Origin of the sequence: Cribrihabitans pelagius (assembly GCF_048820915.1) — a bacterium.
Lineage (GTDB): Bacteria > Pseudomonadota > Alphaproteobacteria > Rhodobacterales > Rhodobacteraceae > Cribrihabitans_A > Cribrihabitans_A pelagius.
Genome location: NZ_JBMERR010000001.1, coordinates 296495 through 315240, shown reverse-complemented (window position 1 = coordinate 315240; position 18746 = coordinate 296495). Strand labels below are relative to the sequence as shown.

The window sequence follows — 18746 nt, the reverse complement described above, 5'->3', positions numbered from 1 at the left end:
GTTGCGTGTCCCGTTGCGGCACCGGCGGGGCGGAGCATTTGCCACACCGGCAAAAATCCGTAAGGTTCCAGCAAACTGCCGCTCCGGAGGTCACAAGGTTTGCCCGAATACGTCGGATCCGTCCTGCTCCTGCTCTGCCTTCTGCAGATCAAGCACATGTTTGCCGACTTCTTTCTGCAAACACCGAAGATGCTGTCGGGGCGCTGCCGCTATGCCCACGCCGGGCGCGCCCAGCACGCGGGCGTGCATGTGATCGGCTCGGCGCTGGTCTTTGCGCTGTTCGGCGCGCCGGTTTTGTTCATCCTGGTGCTGGCGGTCTTGGAATGGGTGGCACATTTCCACATCGACTTCGGAAAGGCGCGCTATTCGGAGATGAAGAAGCTCACGCCGCAACAGGCGATGTTCTGGCAGGCGATGGGCGCCGACCAGGCGCTGCACCAGTTCACCTATCTCGCGATGGCAGCCGCCTGGGTGCGTTTCGCGGCCATGTGACCTGCCGCAGGCCTTTTTGGGGGCCAGCCCCCAAACGCAACCTCAATTGGGGGCCAGCCCCCAAACCCCCGGAGTATTTCAAGCAAGATGACAAAGCGGGCGCTGCTCTGTCATCTTGCCAAAAATACTCCCGCCGGAGGCATGCGCCGCAGGCGCATTACCAGGGCACCAGCGGGCTGCCGTGCTTGATGCTGCGCAGGACCACGTTGGTCTGGGCGCTGGCGACGGCAGGCAGGCGGAACAAAAAGCCTTCGAGGAAACGGTTGTAGGCCTCGAGATCGGGGGCCAGCACCCGCAGGTGATAGTCGGCCTGGCCGGTGGTGGCGTAGCAGTCCTGCACCAGCGGGCTGTTTTCCACCGCGCGGATGAACTCCACCAGCTTGTCCGGGTCGTGCCGGGTCAGGTGCACATGCACGATGGCGTGGAACTGCAGACCCAGCTCGGCCGGGTCCACCACCGCGCTGTAGCGGCGGATGACGCCCGCGTCTTCGAGCGCGCGCACCCGGCGCCACAGGGCCGAGGGCGACATGCCCGCGGCCTCGGCCAGCTCGGCATTGGTGATGCGGCAGTCCTCCTGCAGGAGGGCGAGAATGCGGCGGTCGCGGTCGTCGAGGTTCATTTTGCGGGTGTTTTTTCCGATTGAGGAGCATGCATCGGATAAACTAGCCACAAACCGCCAGTACGCCAGCAAAATGGGGCAATTATTTCCAGCGCCGGGGGATTATCTTTCCGAAAACCCGAGATAGCGCGCAAGGAGTCCTTCGCGATGACCGAGCTGAGCCACGATTTCCGCAGCTACAAGCTGGACGACCGTTACGAGATGACCACGGGCCGGGTGTTCCTGACCGGCACCCAAGCGCTGGCCCGCATCATGCTGGACCAGGCCCGCCGCGACCGCGAGGCCGGACTGAACACCGCGGGCTTCGTCTCCGGCTACCGCGGCTCGCCGCTGGGCGGCGTGGACCTGGAATTCTGGCGGGCGGAAAAACGGATGCAGGAGAACCGCATCAAGTTCATGCCCGCGGTGAACGAGGATCTGGGCGCCACCGCCGTTCTGGGGGCGCAGCAGGCCGTGCTGGACCCGCATTGCGAGGTCGAGGGCGTGTTTTCCATGTGGTACGGCAAGGGCCCGGGCGTCGACCGCTCCGGCGATGCGCTGAAGCACGGCAACGCTTATGGGTCCTCCAGGAGGGGCGGCGTGCTGGTGGTGGCGGGCGATGACCACGGTTGCGTCAGCTCCTCGATGCCGCATCAGTCCGACGTCGCCTTCATGTCCTGGTTCATGCCGGTGCTGAACCCGGCCGATGTGTCGGAATACCTGGCCTTTGGCGAATACGCCTTTGCGCTGTCGCGCTACTCCGGCACCTGGGTCGGCTTCAAGGCGGTGTCGGAAACCGTGGAAAGCGCGCGCTCGGTTGAATTGCAGCCGGACCGTGAATTCATCTATCCCAAGCTGCCGGAGTATCCGGGCGGGCTGCATATCCGCCGCGCCGACCTGCCCTCGCCCGAGATCGAGACCCGCATCCAGGCCAAGCTGGACGCCGTGCGCGCCTTTGCCGAGGCAAACCCGATCGACAAGCGGATCTATGACATCAAGGACGCGCGCTTCGGCTTCGTCTCCACCGGCAAGGGGCATCTCGACCTGATGGAGGCGCTGCGCCTGCTGGGCCTGGACGAGGCCGCCTGCCGCCGCCTGAAGATCGACATTTACAAGGTCGGCATGGTCTGGCCGCTGGACCGCTCCGATGCGCTGAAATTCGTGAAGGGCAAGCAGGAAGTGCTGGTCGTCGAAGAAAAGCGCGGCATCATCGAGAGCCAGTTCAAGGAGAACTTCTACGACTGGCCCGGCAGCAAGCCGGAGAAGATGGTGGGCAAATACGACAGCCAGGGCGCTCCGCTGATCCCCTGGACCGGCGAGCTGAGCCCGCTGCTGCTCGCGCCCATCGTGGCGGCGCGGCTGGACAAGTTCTTCCCGGAGGAAAACCTGCCCGCCAAGGCAGCGGCGCTGTCCGCAGCGCCGCCCAAGGTGCTGAACGTGCCCGGTGCCACCCGCACGCCCTATTTCTGCTCGGGCTGCCCGCATAACACCTCGACCAAGCTGCCCGAGGGCTCCAAGGCGTTTTCCGGCATCGGCTGCCACGTGATGGCAAGCTGGATGGACCGGGAGACCGCAGGCTATGCGCAGATGGGCGGCGAAGGCGTGCCCTGGACCGCGGCCTCGCAGTTCAACGGCGGCAAGCATGTGTTCCAGAACCTCGGCGAGGGCACCTGGTATCACTCCGGGTCATTGGCGATCCGGCAGGCGGTCGCGGCGGGCACCCACATCACCTACAAGATCCTCTACAACGATGCGGTGGCGATGACCGGCGGCCAGCCGGTGGACGGCCCCGTTTCGGTGCATGGCATCGCCCAGACCTGCCGCGCCGAGGGGGTGGAGCGGATCGCGCTGGTCTCCGACGAGATCGGCAAGTTCCGCCGCAGCGAGTTCCCCTCCGGCACCAGCTTCCACGACCGCGCCGATCTGGACACGGTGCAGCGGGAGCTGCGCGAGGTGGAGGGCGTCTCGGTGCTGATCTACGAGCAGACCTGCGCCACCGAGAAGCGCCGCCGCCGCAAGCGCGGCAAGATGGAGGACCCGAAGCGCTTTGCCTTCATCAACGAGCTGGTCTGCGAGGGCTGCGGCGACTGCTCGGTGGAATCCAACTGCCTGAGCGTGGAACCGAAAGAGACGCCCTTCGGCCGCAAGCGCAAGATCAACCTGTCGACCTGCAACAAGGATTTCTCCTGCCTGAACGGCTTCTGCCCCAGCTTCGTCACCGTCGAGGGCGCCACGCGGCGCAAGACGCAGCGGGCGGGGCTGGATGCGGCGAAACTGACCGCCAAGCTGCCCGCGCCCGAGCTGCCGTCGCTGAAGGAGCCCTTCGATCTGCTGGTCACCGGCGTCGGCGGCACCGGGGTCGTCACTGTGGGTGCGCTGATCACCATGGCAGCTCATCTGGAGGGCAAGGGGTCGAGCGTGCTGGACTTCACCGGCTTTGCGCAGAAGTTCGGCACTGTGCTCAGCTACATCCGCCTGTCGGCCAGCCCCGAGAGCCTCAACCAGGTCCGCATCGGCGAGGCCGCCGCGGATGCGGTGATCGGCTGCGACGTGGTGGTGAGCTCGGCGCCAAAGGCTTCTGTCCACTACCACCACGGCACCAAGGTGGTTCTGAACCGGGCCGAGATGCCCACGGGCGATTTGGTGCTGCGCCGCGATGCCGACCTGATGGCCGGCGTGCGCGAGAAGACCATCGCCGAAGCGGTCGGGGCGGAGAACCTCTCGGGTTTCAACGCCAACGAGGCGGCGGAGACGCTGATGGGCGATGCGGTGCTGGCCAACGTGATGATGCTGGGCTTTGCCTGGCAGAAGGGGCTGGTGCCGGTGAGCGCGGGCGCGCTCGATCAGGCGATCGAGCTCAATGGAGTGGCGATCGAAAAGAACCGGCTGGCCTTTGCCGTCGGCCGCGCGATGGCGGCCGACCCGAAACTGGTGGCGGAGTTCTACGAGGAGGAGCCGGAGAAGACCGAGACGCTGGACGCGCTGATCGGCCGCCGCGCCACCTTCCTCACCGGCTATCAGGACATGGATTATTCCGAGCGTTACACCGCCGCACTGGAGCGGTTCCGCAAGGCGCTGCCCGGCCCGGCGCAAGAGGAGCTGACCGCGGCCGCCGCGCGCTCGCTGTTCAAGCTGATGGCCTACAAGGACGAGTACGAAGTCGCCCGGCTGCTCACCAGCGCGGCCTTTGCGCATCAGATCGACCACGAGTTCGAGGGCGATTTCACGGTGAAATACCACCTCGCCCCGCCGCTCCTGAACTGGAAGAAGGACGCCCGAGGGCGGCCGAAGAAACGCGCCTTCGGGGCCTGGCTGCGTCCGGCGCTGAACCTGATGGCGAAGGGCAAGCGCCTGCGCGGCAGCGCCTTCAACATCTTCGGCTACCACGAGGAAGCGCGGCTGCACCGCGACCTGCTGGCCTGGTACGAGGCCGCGCTGGAGAAGGTCGCCAAGGGTTACAGCGCCCAGAAGCACGACGCCTGCCTGGCGGTTCTGAAAGCGCCGATGGAGATCCGCGGCTACGGCCCGGTGCGGCTGGAAGCGGCGCGCAAGGTGCGGGCTGAGGCCGGGACGCAGCTCTCCGCGATCTGAGCATAGACAGAGCAAGCGCTTATTCAGGGGCCGCAGCACGCGGCCCCTCTTTTTGCCCGCTACGGACTGCCCCCGGCGCGGAACAAGGGCGAAGGCCGCCGCGCATCGCCGCCGCGCCCCCACGCGGTGGCGATTTGGCTGCGGCTGGGCGGTACCTCGAAAAGTCGTACGGACTTGGCGGACATAAATTGCCAGCCATTTCCGTTGGGATCGCCTCCGCGCGCGGCGGCGATGCGCGGCTTGTTGTTCGCGGCAGGCGAAGACGTGCTCTCCGGTCGGAAAAGCCTCCCGGGTCAAACGTCCCAGTGGCGGCGGGTGAACTCGGTGAACTCGGCCATCTCCTGCGGCTGCGGCTCCTGGCCGGTGAAGACCTTCAGGTATTCCGGCGTCATCTCCAGCCGGTGGGTGTAGCTTTCGTTCGGCTCTGCCATGTCGTAGCCGAGCTGCATGTAGTAGAGCACCTTGGCCCGCGTCACCGCTTCGCGCTCGGGGCAGCCGTAGCGGGCGAACATCGCGGTCAGCGCCGCCACCCGGCGGGCGTCGGAGCGGTCCATCAGGCTGCGCACCTTGCCCGAGCGGCGCGACCAGTCGCGCACCGCGAAATCCAGCGCCGTGTTGAAAAGTGCCGGGTTGGCGATGCAGCGGAAGACGTTCAGCACTGCGCCGGTGACGGTCGCGGCCGGCGCCTCGGCCTGGGCCACCATGCCCGCGGTATTGGTCTGCTCCCATGTTTTCAGCAGCGCGTCCAGCAAGTCCTGGCGCGATTTGAAATACCAGTAGAAGGAGGAGCGCGAGACCTGCATCCGCTCGGCCAGCGCCAGCACCTTCACCTGCTCCACCCCGTCCGAGATCAGCACGTCCATGGCGACGTTAAGCCAATCCCCGCGCGTCACCTTGATGTTGCCGACCAGCGGCTCGGCCTCCGGGTTGTCCCGGTGCAGAACAGGTTTTTGCGCCATCGGCCGCCCCTCGCCTTCTGTTGCCTTTTCTTCCTACTGCTCCTGCCCGCCCCGGCCAAGACGGCAAATACGGCACGCCCAAAGTCTCCCGGAGCGTCACGTGAATGTGACGGCCCGCACCCCTCTCTGCCAGCAATCCGGCATCAAATTTCCCTTTCGCCACCGGCCTCTGTCCAATTGGGGTTTGACTAATGAACCCGCCCCGCGCGAAGGTGATGCAAAAATCAGGGGAGCCAACGGATCATGTGCGCCGCGCATCCGGCGGGCGGGCGGGGCTGAATGCGCCCGCTGCTGTCTGTCGAAAATCTCAGCATCGGCTTCGGCAAGGACGACCCGGTCGTCCGCGATGTGAGCTTTGCCGTGCAGCCGGGCGAAACCCTGGCGCTGGTGGGCGAGAGCGGCTCGGGCAAGACGATCTCCTGCCGCGCGGTGCTGCGCATCCTGCCGCGCACGGCGCAGATCCGCTCGGGGCGCGCGCTGCTGGAGCGGCATGGCGACAAGCTGGACCTGCTGCAAGTGGACGAGCGCCAGCTGCGCGACATCCGCGGCAACACCATCTCGATGATCTTCCAGGAGCCGATGCGCTCGCTGTCACCGCTGCACCGGATCGGCAACCAGGTGGTGGAAGTGCTGCGGCTGCACGGCGGCAAGCGCGGCCAGGCGGCGCGCAAGATAGTGCTGGAGTGTTTCGAGCGGGTCGGCTTCCCGGACCCCGAGAGCATCTACAAATCCTACCCCTTCGAGCTCTCCGGCGGCATGCGGCAGCGCGCGATGATCGCGATGGCAATGGTGGCCCGCCCGGCGCTGCTGATCGCGGACGAGCCGACCACCGCGCTCGATGTCACCACCCAGGCGCAGGTTCTGGGTCTGATGAAGGAGCTGCAGCGCGAAACCGGCATGGCGATGATCCTGGTCACCCACGACCTTGGCGTGGTTGCCAACATGGCCGAGCAGGTGGTGGTGATGCACAGGGGCCGGGTGATGGAGGCGGGCAGCACCGAGGCGCTGCTGAGCGCCCCGGCGCACCCCTATACCAAGGCGCTGTTCGACGCCGCGCCCGAGATCCCGGACGAGGCCGTGGTCGGCGTGCCGCCCGGCCGCGAAGACGTGATCCTGGAGATGAAAGCGGTTTCCAAGACCTATACGCTGAGAGCCGGCAAGGGCTGGCAGGCACCGGTGCGCATCCACGCCTGCCGCGGCATTGACCTGCGCCTGTCGCGCGGGGAGACGCTGGCCATCGTCGGCGAAAGCGGCTCGGGCAAGACCACCGCGGCGCGCATCGCGCTGGGAGCGGAGCCGCCGGATGAAGGCGGCGAAATCCTGTTCCGGCCGGAGAAGGGCGCGGAGCCGGTAGCGGTGCACGCGATGGACCGCGCCCAGCGCACCGCCTTCCAGCGCCAGGCGCAGATGGTGTTCCAGGATCCCTATTCCTCGCTGTCGCCGCGGATGCGGATCCAGAACACGATGGTGGAGCCCCTGGAGATCCACGGCATCGGCACCCGCGCCGAACGCCGCGAGAAGGCAGCCGAGATGCTGCGGCTGGTGGGGCTGCCGCCGGACATGCTGAAACGCTACCCGCATGCCTTCTCCGGCGGCCAGCGGCAGCGGCTGTCGATTGCGCGGGCGCTGATGCTGGAGCCCTCGCTGATCGTCTGCGACGAACCCACCTCGGCCCTTGATGTATCGGTGCAGGAGCAGATCCTGCGGCTCCTGGAAGAGATCCGCGACCGGCAGAACCTGTCCTATCTGTTCATCAGCCACGATCTGGCGGTGGTGGCGCGCATCGCCGATGAGGTGGCGGTGATGCGGCGCGGGCTGATCGTCGAGCAGGCGCCGCCGGAAACCCTGTTCTACAACCCCCAGCACCCCTACACCAAGGCGCTGATCGCGGCCCAGCCGGAGCCGGACCCGGCCCGGCCCATCGACCTGAAACTGGTGGCGCAAGGCGCGGGCGCACCCGAATGCTGGCCCGAGCAGTTCCGCTTCACCGGCGCCGAGGCCCCGCCGCTGGTGAACCTGCGGCACCTGGAACCCGGCCACAAGGTACGTTGCCATGCTTGATTTCCCCAAGACACTCCTGGCCAAGTCTCTGCCCATTCTGGCCGCCTGCTGCCTGGCGCCCCTCGCCGCCGCCGCGCAGAGCCCGGAGCCGCAGGAAAGCAGCTTCTGGGCGACCGAGGTGAAGGCGGGCTATATGCCGCCGGTCGAGAAACGCCTGCCCGAGGTGCCGTTGGTGGTCGACCTGGCGGCCAAGGGCCGCGAATTCGGCGTGCAGGGCGGCACACTCAACACCATGGTCACCCGCTCCAAGGACATCCGCCAGATGGTGGTTTACGGCTATGCAAGGCTCGCGGGTTATGACGAGGGCTTTCAGCTCAAGCCCGACATCCTGCTGGACTTCGAGAACGAGAACAACCGCCGCTACACGCTGAAGCTGCGCCCCGGCCACCGATGGTCCGATGGCTCGCCCTTCACCTCGGCCGATTTCGAGTACTGGTGGAAAGATGTCGCCAACAACCCGCTTCTGAGCCCGGTCGGCCCGCCCGATTTCATGCATGTGAACGGCAAACTGCCGCAGGCGAGCTTCCCGGACGCCGCCACAGTGATCTACGAGTGGGAGGACCCCAACCCCGGCTTCCTGCATCTGCTGGCCCAAGCCCGGCCGCCCTTCATCTACCGGCCTTCTGCCTATCTCAAGCAGTTCCACGCCGATTACGCCGCGCCCGAAACCCTGGCCGAGGAGGTCGAGTACACCCGCGTGAAAAGCTGGGCCGCGCTGCACAACAAGTACGACAACATGTACAAGTTCGACAATCACGCGCTGCCCACGCTGCAACCCTGGATCAACGCTTCCCCCGGCAAGCGCATCCGCCACAATTTCGTGCGCAACCCCTATTTCCACCGCATCGACAGCCGCGGCGTGCAGCTGCCCTATATCGACACGGTGGAGATGGAGATCGTGGCGCCCGGGCTGGTCGCGGCCAAGTCCAACGCAGGCGAGACCGACCTGCAGGCCCGGGGGCTGGGTTTCCGCGACATTCCGATCCTGCGCAAGGGGGAGAAGGACGGGGCCGGCTACACCACCTACCTGTGGAAGAGCGGTGCCGCCTCGCAGATCGCGATCTACCCCAACCTCAATTCCAACGATCCGGTCTGGCGCGCGCTGTTGCGCGACGTGCGGGTGCGCCGGGCGCTGTCGCTGGCGATCAACCGCAAGGCCATCAACCGGGCGCTGTATTTCGATCTTGCGGAACCCGGCGCGATGACCGTGCTGGAGCAAAGCGCGCTCTTCGACCCGGCCCTGCGCGATGCCTGGGCCAGCTTCGACCCGGAACAAGCCAACCGCCTGCTGGACGAAGCGGGGCTGGCCGAGCGCGACGCCTACGGCATCCGCCGCCTGCCGGACGGGCGCAAGATGGAGCTGATCATCGAGACCGCGGGTGAGCGCGAGGAGGTCGAGAACGCGCTGCAGATCATCACCGACGACTGGCGCGACGTCGGGGTCAAGCTGGTGATGCGGCCCCTGGACCGCGACATCCTGCGCAACCGGGTGTTCTCCGGCACCACCATGGCCTCGGCCTGGTACGGCTGGGACAACGGGCTGCCGCAGGCCTATACCTCGCCGATCTACCTGGCGCCGACCGATCAGGTGTTCCTGTCCTGGCCGAAATGGGGCCAGTACTACCAGACCGGCGGCGCCGCGGGCGAGCCGCCCGACATGGAACCGGCGCAGGAGCTGATGCGGCTCAACGAGGAGTGGAACAACGCCACCACCGACGAGGCCCGAGCCGCGGTCTGGCGGCAGATGCTGGAGATCCACGCCGACCAGGTCTATGCCATCGGCATCGTCGCCGCCGCGCCGCAGCCGGTGGTGGTCAGCAACCGCCTGCGCAATGTGCCCAAGGAAGGCCTCTGGGCCTGGGATCCGGGAGCGCATTTCGGCATCTACCGGCCGGACGAGTTTTTCTTCGAGGACGGCGACGGCTGATGGAGATCCTGCGCTACACCCTCTACCGCTTTGGCACCATGCTGCTGACGCTCCTGGCGGTTTCGGTGCTGGTCTTCGTCATCATCAACCTGCCGCCCGGCGACTACCTGTCGAACCAGATCGCCGAACTCAGGGCCTCGGGGCAGTCCGCAGGCGTCGACAAGGCCGAATTCCTGCGCCGCGAATATGCGCTCGATAAGCCCCTGTGGCAGCAATACATGATCTGGATGGGCTTCATGCCCGGCCCGCACGGGTTTTCCGGCATGATCCAGGGCAATTTCGGCTGGTCCTTCGAATTCGACCGCCCGGTGGCGGAGATCGTCGGCGACAGTCTCTGGCTTACCGTGCTGGTGAACCTGGCGGCGGTGCTTTTTGTCTATGTGGTGGCGCTGCCGCTCGGGGTGATCGCGGCGGCGCGCTCGCGCACCTGGGTCGATTACACCACCGCCTTTGTCGGTTACCTCGGCCTTGCGACGCCCAACTTCCTGCTGGCGCTGATCCTGTTCTACTACGGCCACCGCTGGTTCGACCTGCCGATCGGCGGGCTGATGGACCCGCAGTTCGAAGGCGTGGCGATGAACTGGGAGAAGATGAAGTCGATCCTCACCCACCTGATCGTGCCCACCTTCGTGATCGGCACCGCCGGCGCCTCGGCGATGATGCAGCGGCTGAGGGCCAATATGCTGGACGAACTGGGCAAGCCTTATGTGGAGACCGCCATTGCCAAGGGGCTGAGCCCGTCGCGGATGCTGACGAAATACCCGCTGCGGGTGGCCTTCAACCCCTTTGTCGCAGACATCGGCAACCTGCTGCCTGCGATGATCTCGGGCTCGGTTCTGGTCTCGGTGGTGCTGGGGCTGCAGACCATCGGCCCCACCCTGCTCACCGCGCTGAAGACGCAGGACATGTTCCTTTCAGGCTTTGTGCTGATGTTCGTGGCCCTTCTGACGCTGATCGGCACGATGGTCTCGGACGTGCTGCTGATGCTGCTTGACCCGCGCATCCGCTATGAAGGGCGGCGCGCATGAACAGGCTGCCCGACGGACGCTATGTGGACGATGCGCCCTATGATCCCGAGGCGGCGCTGCGCGAGCTGGAGCGCAAAGATCTCGACGCGCCGAACTGGCTCTTGGTCTGGCGCAAGTTCCGCAGCCACCGGCTTGGGCTGATCTCCGGCATCTTCCTGCTGACCTGCTACCTCCTCCTGCCGGTTGCGGGTTTCATTGCCCCCTACGGGCCGAACCAGCGCCACAGCGAGCACCTGTTCTCGCCACCGCAGTCGGTCAACTTCTTCCACGAGGGCGCCTTCATCGGCCCCTATATCTACCCGATGACCTCGGAAGCGGACCTTGAGACCTTCCAGTGGGTGTTCAAGCCCGATCTGGAGAACCCGCAGCGGCTCAAGTTCTTCTGTGAGGGCAGCGAGTACCAGCTCGCCGGGCTGATCCCCTCGGACACGCATCTGTTTTGCTCCCCCGACGGCAGCCCGATCTTCCTCTGGGGCTCCGACCGGCTCGGCCGCGACGTGTTCAGCCGCATCCTCTATGGCGCGCAGCTGTCGCTGACCGTGGGTCTCATCGGCATTACCGTGTCCTTCGTGCTCGGCATTTTCTTCGGCGCACTGGCAGGGTATCTGGGGGGCAAGACCGACTGGGTGATCAACCGCGTGATCGAGATCCTACGCTCCCTGCCCGAGCTGCCGCTGTGGCTGGCGCTCTCGGCGGCGGTGCCGTCGAACTGGTCGCCGGTGGCGGTGTTCTTCATCATCTCAATCATCCTCGGCATTCTGGACTGGCCCGGGCTCGCGCGCGCGGTACGGGCCAAGTTCCTGTCCCTGCGTGAGGAAGAGTTCGTGCGCGCGGCCGAAATGATGGGGGCCTCCTCGGGCCGGGTGATCCGCAAGCACCTCCTGCCCAACTTCATGAGCCACCTGATCGCTTCCGCCGCGCTGTCGATCCCGGCGATGATTCTGGGGGAAACCGCGCTCTCCTTCCTCGGCCTTGGCCTGCGCGCGCCTGCGGTGAGCTGGGGGGTGATGCTGAACGATGCCCAGAACCTCGCCTCGATCGAGATCTACCCCTGGACCGCAATCCCGATGCTTCCGATTGTGATCGTGGTGCTGGCGTTCAACTTCCTCGGCGACGGGCTGCGCGACAGCCTCGACCCCTACCAGCAATGACGCATCTGTCTGCCTTGCCCGCGCCGGACGCCTATCAGGTGATTGGCGAGGGCCGCCTGCCCAGCGCCTTCGCAGTGAGCGCGCTGGCAGAGCGCTCCGTTGCCGCGGCGGGGCTGGAGCTGGCCCGGCTGATGCGGGCGCTGAACCTGGTTGCGGAAGTGCCGGAGGTGACGGTGGACCGGCGCCTCGCCGCGCTCTGGTTCGGCTTCAGCTTCCGCCCCGAAGGCTGGCGGATGCCCGGCCCCTGGGACCCTCTGGCGGGCGTCTACGAGACCACCGATGGCAGCATCCGCCTGCATACCAACCTGCCCGCCCACCGGACGGCCGCGCTGCGGGTGCTGGACTGCGCACCCGAGCCCGCCGCCGTTACCGAAGCGGCACGCCGCTGGCACGCGGACGCGCTGGAGGCCGCCATCGTGGCCGAAGGCGGCGCCGCTGCCGCCCTGCGCAGCCGCGCACAGTGGCTGGCACATCCGCAAGGCGAGGCGGCCGCGGCCGAGCCGCTGATCCACTGGGACAGCCCCCGCGCCCTCCTCCTGCGCGACCGGCCGCAGGCGACCGCCGCCCGGCCGCTGGCGGGCCTGCGGGTGCTGGACCTCACCCGGGTGCTGGCCGGGCCGGTCTCCACCCGCACCTTGGCGGGTTTCGGCGCCGAAGTGCTGCGCATCGACCCGCCCGGCTGGGACGAGCCCGGCGTGATCCCCGACATCTCCCTCGGCAAGCGCATGGCAGCGCTGGATCTCACCGCAACGCAGGACCGCGCCTGCTTCGAGGCGCTGCTGGCGCAGGCCGACGTGCTGGTGCACGGCTACCGCCCCGGCGCGCTGGAAGGGCTGGGCTACGGGGAGGACACACGCCGCCGGATCGCTCCGGATGCGGTGGAGGTCACGCTCGACGCCTACGGCTGGACTGGCCCCTGGGCAGGCCGCCGCGGCTTCGACAGCCTGGTGCAGATGAGCTGCGGCATTGCCGACACGGGTCGCGCCTGGGCGGGCGCGGACCGCCCGGTGCCGCTTCCCGTGCAGGCGCTGGACCACGCCACCGGCTGGCTGATGGCCGCGGCGGTGCTCTCGGCGCTGTCCGCAGCCGCCGGCGGCGCGCCGGTTCCGGCTGCCCGGCTCTCGCTCGCCCGCACTGCTGAAGAGCTTTCGGCGCTGGATGCCCGCCCCGAGGGGCCGGAGATCGACGGAGCCGCTCCTGCCGACTACGCCGATGCTGTGGAAGACACCTCCTGGGGTCCCGGCCGCCGCCTGCGCCCGCCGCTCGCCCTCACAGGCACCGGGATGCACTGGTCGCGGCCCGCCGCCGCCTGCGGCAGCGCTGCGCCGGAGTGGGACGGGTAGCGGGGGCGCTGCCCCCCCTTGGCCTGGCGGCCAATTCCCCCCGGGATATTTCTGGCAAGAGGAAATCGGGGCTGCCCGCTTGCCGTCGCAAACCGGCGCGGGGCCGCGCGGACCGGCCTTCGCCTGCGGCAGCGCTCCGCCCGGCCGGACTGGACAGTGGGGCACTGCCCCCTTGGCCTGCGGCCAATTCCCCCGGGATATTTTCGGCCAGAAGAAGCCTCCGGCGATTTGGTCTTCCGGGAAGTGGCCACAGGCGCCGCCGCGCGTGAGCGCGGCGCCAGGCCCAACGCCGCGCGGTGCGCGTCAGCGGGCCGGGCGGGGGCGGGAGCGGTGCGGGTCAGGCCTCGCGCTCGCCGCTGCCGTCGAGGTCGAACGCATCCTCGTCGATTGCCGCCTGCACCGCGCCGGTGGCAAGCCGTTTCTGCTCGGGCGTGGCGTCCTCCGCCTGGTCGGCGGCCAGCCGCACCGTCACTTCGCGGTGCGCAAACTTGATGCCCTCGCGGGCAAAGAGCTCGCGGATTTCCTGGTAAACCCGTTTGCGCACCAGCCATTGATCGCCCGGCTTGGTCATGAATTTCACCCGGATGATCATCGCCGAATCCTGCATTTCGATCACCCCCTGCGACTTTAGGGGCTGGATGAAATTGGCGCCGATCACCGGATCGTCGAGCAGCTCCTGGCCCAGATTCTTGATCAGCTTGCGCACCTTCTCCACATCGGTGTCATAGGTGACCCGCAGCGGCAGCTTCATCATCACCCAGTCGCGGGAGTAGTTGGTCAGCACCTTAATCTCGCCGAAGGGGATGGTGTGCAGCGCGCCGAGGTGGTGGCGCAGCTGGAACGAGCGGACCGAGATCTTTTCCACCGTGCCCTTGACGTCGCCGATGTCGATGTATTCGCCCTTGCGGAAGGCGTCGTCGATCAGGAAGAAGGCGCCCGAGAAGATGTCGCGCACCAGCGCCTGCGAGCCGAAGCCGACGGCGAGCCCGACAACGCCCGCGCCGGCAAACAGGGGGCTTACGTTGACGCCCAGCTCGAGCAGCACGATCAGCACGATCGACACCAGCACCACGGCGAGGATCGCGCCCCGGAACAGCGGCAAGAGCGTCGCCAGGCGGCTGGCCCCGCCCGCGCCGCCTTCGTCGCCGAGTTCGCCCGCGGGCAAGTCGCCGCCCTCCTCGTCGATCTTGCTGTCGATCCAGATCCGGAACAGGTGGTAGACCGTGTAACCGATGAACAGGATCACGGTAACGTCGATGGCGCGTTCGGCGGCGGCAGTTTTCATCCAGGCGGCCTCGGGGTTCCAGACCACCAGCAGCGCATAGGCCCCCGCCACGAAGGCGAGGATGCCCGCAAGGCGGCGGGCGAGGTCCTCGTAGCTGGCGATCGGGTGGCGGGGCGGCGGCGGGGTGTCCGCCTCTTCCAACCCGCTATCCAGCGCCCCGGCCTCCCCTGCTTCCGCGTCCGGCACGTCAGCCTTGGCGGCGGGGCGGCGGGCGAAGTAGCGCTCGATCGCGTAGCCGATCACGCCGTAGACCACCAGGATCGAGGTCAGCACCAGGTAGCTGCCCGCCATCACCGGCACCGGCACCTCGGCCTCCAGCACCAGGTCGAAAGCGAGCTTCAGCCAGCCGAAAACCATGTAAGCCATCACAACCGGTGCCCAGGCCAGCGACAGCACCCGCAGCAGCCAGGCGCAGTCCGAGAGGTTCCGCCCGGCCCGGATCGCATTGGAGATCGCGCGGCCGTTGACCAGCACCATCAGAAGGTTGCCCAGTGTGCCGACCAGCGCCAGCAGCCCGTAGAGCAGTGCGTAGACGTTGTAGTTCAGCCCGAAATCGCCGACCCAGGTGGCAAACAGCACCGCGCAGATGTCATAGGCCGCGAGCGCCGAGGCCCAGAGGTAGAGCCGCCGCGCGTCCCGGTCGGAAAACACCGGAATACGGTATTGCGTCAGATAGGGCGACAGCACCATGCGCCACAGATCCGACACGGTGCTGGCCAGGAAGTAGGCAGTATAGACCGCGGCCACCGTCAGCTCCACCGAGCTGTCGCCGGAGGGGCCGAACAGCAGATAGGACAGCGCCAGTGCAAAGATCATCGCAAACAGCGTTGCCCCCACCCCCATTAGGAAGCGGAACACCAGGAAGGGCATCTTTTCGCGGTAGCCTTTCGGATCTTCCTTGATGCGCGCCACCACATGGCGCTTGGCGATGCGCTTGCCGTAGACCTGCACCGACAGCCAGCGCCCCGCCAACAGGAACAGCACATTCCAGCCGACCACTTCAACATAGGTCATGATGCGCCCGTCCGGGCTGGTCTGCCGCAGAATGTAGCGCATTTCGAACAGCGAGTAGGGCAGCGCCTCCAGGCGGCTGGTAAGCTCGCTGCGGAAAGTGCGGATCCGCGATTGCGCCCGCATCAGCACCGAGGGCTGCTCCATCGCGCCGCCGCCCGCACCGGCCTCTGTGCCGGCGGCGGCGGCGGCTGGCTGCTGCGTTGCAGGGGGCGTCTCCGGCGGCGCCGCCAGCACCCGGCCGGAAGTGTCCAGCACGATCACCCCGGTGCCGCGCGCCGCTGCCTGTTCGATCGCCTGCGCCAGCGCCTCGGCTCCGGCGGGATCATTTTCTTGTGCGCCGGCGCGAGCGGCAAGACCCATGGCAAGCGCGGCGCAAAGCAGAAGCCGGAGGAGAACATGCAGCATGGGGGCCTATCCGTTTGGAAACCTGTGTCAAATTAGACCATGCTGCGGGCGTTGCGCAAATAGCGCGTGCGCAAATTCATGTGCGCTGCCGCGCAGGCGCCGGCGATTGCCAGCGCGCGGGGCAGAAGCTATACACGCCTGGACGCCGTCTGCCGGGCGCCAGCCGCTGGATCACGCGGTCTTGGAGCCCATGGCTGCGGCAGGCAGCAGCACGACCCACCGACAACGCCCGCGCCGATGCCGGCCCGGGCCCGCAGAATTCGAGGCGGACAATGGCCGAGCACAGGAGCAAGCGCCCGGGCGCAACCGCCGGCACAAGGCTGCCTGCCCGTTTGCAGGCCCGCGCGCCTGTCCGGGTCCCTGTCCGCTCCTCTGCCCGCCTGCTGCGCCGCACTGCCCTCTCATCCGATCAGGTTTCTTGATGACCGACACTGGCACTTCGACCCCGGCAGCCGCTCCGCGGGCGCGCGGGCCCCGCATCCTGCTCTATAGCCACGACACTTTCGGGCTGGGCCACCTGCGCCGCTCGCGGGCGCTGGCGGGCGCGATCACCGCCGCCAACCCGCATGCCTCGGCGCTGATCCTGACCGGATCGCCGGTGGCCGGGCGCTTCTCCTTCCCGAACCGCGTCGACCATGTGCGCCTGCCCGGTGTGATCAAGCGCGCCGACGGCTCCTATGCGTCGCGCACCATGGGCATGAGCATCGAGGAAACCACCGAGCTGCGCGCGGCGCTGATCTGCTCCACAGTGGAACAGTTCGCCCCCGATGTGCTGATCGCCGACAAGGAGCCGACGGGCTTCCGCGGCGAGCTGATCCCGGCGCTGGAGGGGCTGAAGGCACGCGGACATTGCCGGATGGTGCTGGGCCTGCGCGACGTGCTGGACGAGCCGGCGGTGCTGGCCGCCGAGTGGGAGCGCAAGGGCGCTGTGGCGGCGACCCGCGATTTCTACGGCGAGATCTGGGTCTACGGCCAGCGCGGCATCTACGACCCCGCCGCCGGTCTGCCGCTGCCGCCCGAGGTGCAGGCGCGGATGCACTGGACCGGGTATTTGCGCCGCGAGCTGGGCCCGGCGGGCGACCCGCCCGCGCAGCCCTATATCCTCGTCACCCCCGGTGGCGGCGGCGACGGGGCGATGATGGTGGACCTGGCGCTGTCGGCCTATGAGGCGGATCCGGATCTCAAACCCCGCGCGCTGTTGGTCTACGGGCCGTTCCTGTCGGGCGAGACCCGCGAGGACTTCGAGGCCCGGGTGGCGCGGCTCGGCGGGCGGGTCACCGCGGTAGGCTTTGATTCCCAAATCGAGACCTTGTTTGCCGGCGCTCAAGGCGTGGTCTGCATGGGCGGCTACAACACGTTCTGCGAGGTGCTCTCCTTCGACAAGCCTGCGGTTATCGTGCCGCGCACCACGCCGCGGCTGGAGCAGTGGATCCGCGCCAGCCGGGCCGAGCAGCTGGGGCTGACCGCGATGCTGGACGAGGCCCGCGACGGCTGGACGCCGGAGGCGATGGCCCGGGCAATCCGCGCGCTGGCGCATCAGGCGCCGCCCTCGGCTGCCGGTTCCGAAGGGCTGCTGGACGGGCTCGACTACGTGACCGGACGGATCGAGACGCTGCTCGCCACCCAGCCGCGGCGCGAGGCCCTGCCATGAGCGCCCGCCGCCCGCCGCTCGCAGTGGTGGTCAAGGGCTGGCCGCGCCTGTCGGAGACCTTCATCGCGCAGGAGCTGGTGGCGCTCGAGGCGGCCGGCCATGCCTTTGAGATCTGGTCGCTGCGCCACCCCACCGACATCAAGCGCCATCCGCTGCACGACCAGCTGCAGGCGCGGGTGCATTACCTGCCGGAATACCTCTACGAAGAACCCGAAAGGGTCTGGCGCGCCCGCGCCGCGGCGCAGTCTATGCCGGGGTACGGCGAGGCCTGGCGCATCTGGCGCGCCGACCTGCGCCGCGATGCCACCCCGAACCGCATCCGCCGCTTCGGCCAGGCCTGTGTTCTGGCCGCCGAGATGCCCGCTGAAGTGCTTGGGCTCTATGCGCATTTCCTGCACACGCCGTCCTCGGTGGCGCGCTATGCCGCGATCATGCGCGGCCTGCCGTGGAGCTTCTCGGCCCATGCCAAGGACATCTGGACCTCGCCGGACTGGGAGATCCGCGAGAAGCTCTCGGCCAGCGGTCACGGCGCCGCCTTCGGGGCCACCTGCACCGGCTTTGGCGCCAAGCACCTGCAGGAGTTGGCGGGCGATCCCGCCCGGATCGATCTGGTCTACCACGGGCTCGACCTCTCCCGCTTCCCGGCGCCGCCTGCGCGCGCGCCCCGGCAGCCGCAGGATCCGATGCGCTTCCTGTCGGTCGGCCGGCTGGTGGAAAAGAAGGGCTTCGACCGGCTGATCGCGGCGCTCGCGCTGCTGCCCGAAGGTCTGGACTGGCACTGGACACATATCGGCGGCGGCGGCATGAGCGAGCTGCTCGAAGGCATGGCCGAGGATGCGGGCATCGCCCATCGCATCACCTGGCGCGGCGCCTGCGACCAGCCCGAGGTGATCGACGCGATGCGCGCTGCCGACCTGTTTGTGCTGCCAAGCCGGGTGGCCTCGGACGGTGACCGCGACGGGCTGCCGAACGTGCTGATGGAGGCGGCCTCGCAAGCCCTGCCGGTGCTCTCCACCCCGGTCTCCGCCATCCCCGAGTTCATCACCCACGGCCGGCACGGCCTGCTGAGCGAAGACGCGCCCGAAGCACTGGCCGAAAGCCTGCTCTACGCGACACGCCACCCGCGCGCGCTGGACGCGATGGCCGCAGCCGCGCTGAAGCGGCTGCGCAGCGGCTTCGGCATGGCGCCCGGCATCGCGCAGCTGTCGCTGCGGCTGAACGCGCTCATCGGGCAAGGCTGA

At 67.8% G+C, this 18746-nt stretch carries 12 protein-coding genes; 9 read left to right on the top strand and 3 right to left on the bottom strand.

What is annotated here, in order from left to right; genetic code table 11:
* Positions 1 to 99: 99 nt before the first annotated feature.
* Complete coding sequence (locus ACOHX0_RS01430) at positions 100 to 492, top strand: DUF3307 domain-containing protein (RefSeq protein WP_420674838.1); 393 nt, start codon at positions 100 to 102, stop codon at positions 490 to 492.
* Positions 493 to 649: 157 nt separating this feature from the next.
* Here ACOHX0_RS01430 and ACOHX0_RS01425 read toward each other — a convergent pair whose 3' ends face one another.
* Positions 650 to 1111 carry an Lrp/AsnC family transcriptional regulator gene (locus tag ACOHX0_RS01425; protein WP_420674837.1) on the bottom strand — a complete coding sequence of 154 codons (462 nt, stop codon included), beginning with the start codon at positions 1109 to 1111 and terminating at the stop codon, positions 650 to 652.
* 147 nt (positions 1112 to 1258) lie between these two features.
* Between ACOHX0_RS01425 and ACOHX0_RS01420 the strand changes: the two genes are divergently transcribed.
* Entirely contained in the window at positions 1259 to 4681 is a 3423-nt protein-coding gene (locus ACOHX0_RS01420) for an indolepyruvate ferredoxin oxidoreductase family protein (RefSeq protein ID WP_420674836.1), read from the top strand.
* 293 nt (positions 4682 to 4974) lie between these two features.
* Here the strand turns inward: ACOHX0_RS01420 and ACOHX0_RS01415 are convergent, their stop codons facing one another.
* A complete protein-coding gene (locus ACOHX0_RS01415) occupies positions 4975 to 5640 on the bottom strand; it encodes a TetR/AcrR family transcriptional regulator (RefSeq protein WP_420674835.1) in 666 nt (221 codons plus the stop codon).
* 279 nt (positions 5641 to 5919) lie between these two features.
* On the opposite strand from ACOHX0_RS01415, the gene ACOHX0_RS01410 reads away from it, so the two are divergent.
* Genes ACOHX0_RS01410 through ACOHX0_RS01390 form a run of 5 tightly spaced genes read left to right on the top strand, consistent with a single transcriptional unit; the run spans position 5920 to position 13150 of the window.
* A complete protein-coding gene (locus ACOHX0_RS01410; RefSeq protein WP_420674834.1) occupies positions 5920 to 7701 on the top strand; it encodes an ABC transporter ATP-binding protein in 1782 nt (593 codons plus the stop codon).
* Positions 7694 to 9628 carry an ABC transporter substrate-binding protein gene (locus ACOHX0_RS01405; protein ID WP_420674833.1) on the top strand — a complete coding sequence of 645 codons (1935 nt, stop codon included), beginning with the start codon at positions 7694 to 7696 and terminating at the stop codon, positions 9626 to 9628. The genes ACOHX0_RS01410 and ACOHX0_RS01405 overlap by 8 nt, the downstream gene beginning before the upstream one ends.
* Positions 9628 to 10656, top strand: coding sequence for an ABC transporter permease (locus tag ACOHX0_RS01400; RefSeq protein ID WP_420674832.1), 1029 nt, complete (start codon positions 9628 to 9630; stop codon positions 10654 to 10656). The genes ACOHX0_RS01405 and ACOHX0_RS01400 overlap by 1 nt, the downstream gene beginning before the upstream one ends.
* Positions 10653 to 11807, top strand: a complete 1155-nt coding sequence (locus tag ACOHX0_RS01395; protein ID WP_420674831.1) for an ABC transporter permease — start codon at positions 10653 to 10655, stop codon at positions 11805 to 11807. The genes ACOHX0_RS01400 and ACOHX0_RS01395 overlap by 4 nt, the downstream gene beginning before the upstream one ends.
* Complete coding sequence (locus tag ACOHX0_RS01390; RefSeq protein WP_420674830.1) at positions 11804 to 13150, top strand: CoA transferase; 1347 nt, start codon at positions 11804 to 11806, stop codon at positions 13148 to 13150. The genes ACOHX0_RS01395 and ACOHX0_RS01390 overlap by 4 nt, the downstream gene beginning before the upstream one ends.
* A gap of 337 nt (positions 13151 to 13487) precedes the next feature.
* Here ACOHX0_RS01390 and ACOHX0_RS01385 read toward each other — a convergent pair whose 3' ends face one another.
* Complete coding sequence (locus tag ACOHX0_RS01385) at positions 13488 to 15854, bottom strand: mechanosensitive ion channel family protein (protein ID WP_420674829.1); 2367 nt, start codon at positions 15852 to 15854, stop codon at positions 13488 to 13490.
* Between the two features lie 421 nt (positions 15855 to 16275).
* Here ACOHX0_RS01385 and ACOHX0_RS01380 point away from each other — a divergent pair, with 421 nt between their 5' ends.
* Positions 16276 to 17505 carry a glycosyltransferase family protein gene (locus ACOHX0_RS01380; RefSeq protein ID WP_420674828.1) on the top strand — a complete coding sequence of 410 codons (1230 nt, stop codon included), beginning with the start codon at positions 16276 to 16278 and terminating at the stop codon, positions 17503 to 17505.
* Positions 17502 to 18746 carry a glycosyltransferase gene (locus ACOHX0_RS01375; RefSeq protein ID WP_420674827.1) on the top strand — a complete coding sequence of 415 codons (1245 nt, stop codon included), beginning with the start codon at positions 17502 to 17504 and terminating at the stop codon, positions 18744 to 18746. The genes ACOHX0_RS01380 and ACOHX0_RS01375 overlap by 4 nt, the downstream gene beginning before the upstream one ends.

Bases quoted from the DNA above. Each gene is read 5' to 3' on its own strand.
- ACOHX0_RS01415 (WP_420674835.1), bottom strand. From the start codon at position 5,640: ATGGCGCAAAAACCTGTTCTGCACCGGGACAACCCGGAGGCCGAGCCG.
- ACOHX0_RS01395 (WP_420674831.1), top strand. From the start codon at position 10,653: ATGAACAGGCTGCCCGACGGACGCTATGTGGACGATGCGCCCTATGAT.
- ACOHX0_RS01425 (WP_420674837.1), bottom strand. From the start codon at position 1,111: ATGAACCTCGACGACCGCGACCGCCGCATTCTCGCCCTCCTGCAGGAG.
- ACOHX0_RS01390 (WP_420674830.1), top strand. From the start codon at position 11,804: ATGACGCATCTGTCTGCCTTGCCCGCGCCGGACGCCTATCAGGTGATT.
- ACOHX0_RS01400 (WP_420674832.1), top strand. From the start codon at position 9,628: ATGGAGATCCTGCGCTACACCCTCTACCGCTTTGGCACCATGCTGCTG.
- ACOHX0_RS01385 (WP_420674829.1), bottom strand. From the start codon at position 15,854: ATGCTGCATGTTCTCCTCCGGCTTCTGCTTTGCGCCGCGCTTGCCATG.
- ACOHX0_RS01420 (WP_420674836.1), top strand. From the start codon at position 1,259: ATGACCGAGCTGAGCCACGATTTCCGCAGCTACAAGCTGGACGACCGT.
- ACOHX0_RS01380 (WP_420674828.1), top strand. From the start codon at position 16,276: ATGACCGACACTGGCACTTCGACCCCGGCAGCCGCTCCGCGGGCGCGC.
- ACOHX0_RS01375 (WP_420674827.1), top strand. From the start codon at position 17,502: ATGAGCGCCCGCCGCCCGCCGCTCGCAGTGGTGGTCAAGGGCTGGCCG.
- ACOHX0_RS01405 (WP_420674833.1), top strand. From the start codon at position 7,694: ATGCTTGATTTCCCCAAGACACTCCTGGCCAAGTCTCTGCCCATTCTG.
- ACOHX0_RS01410 (WP_420674834.1), top strand. From the start codon at position 5,920: ATGCGCCCGCTGCTGTCTGTCGAAAATCTCAGCATCGGCTTCGGCAAG.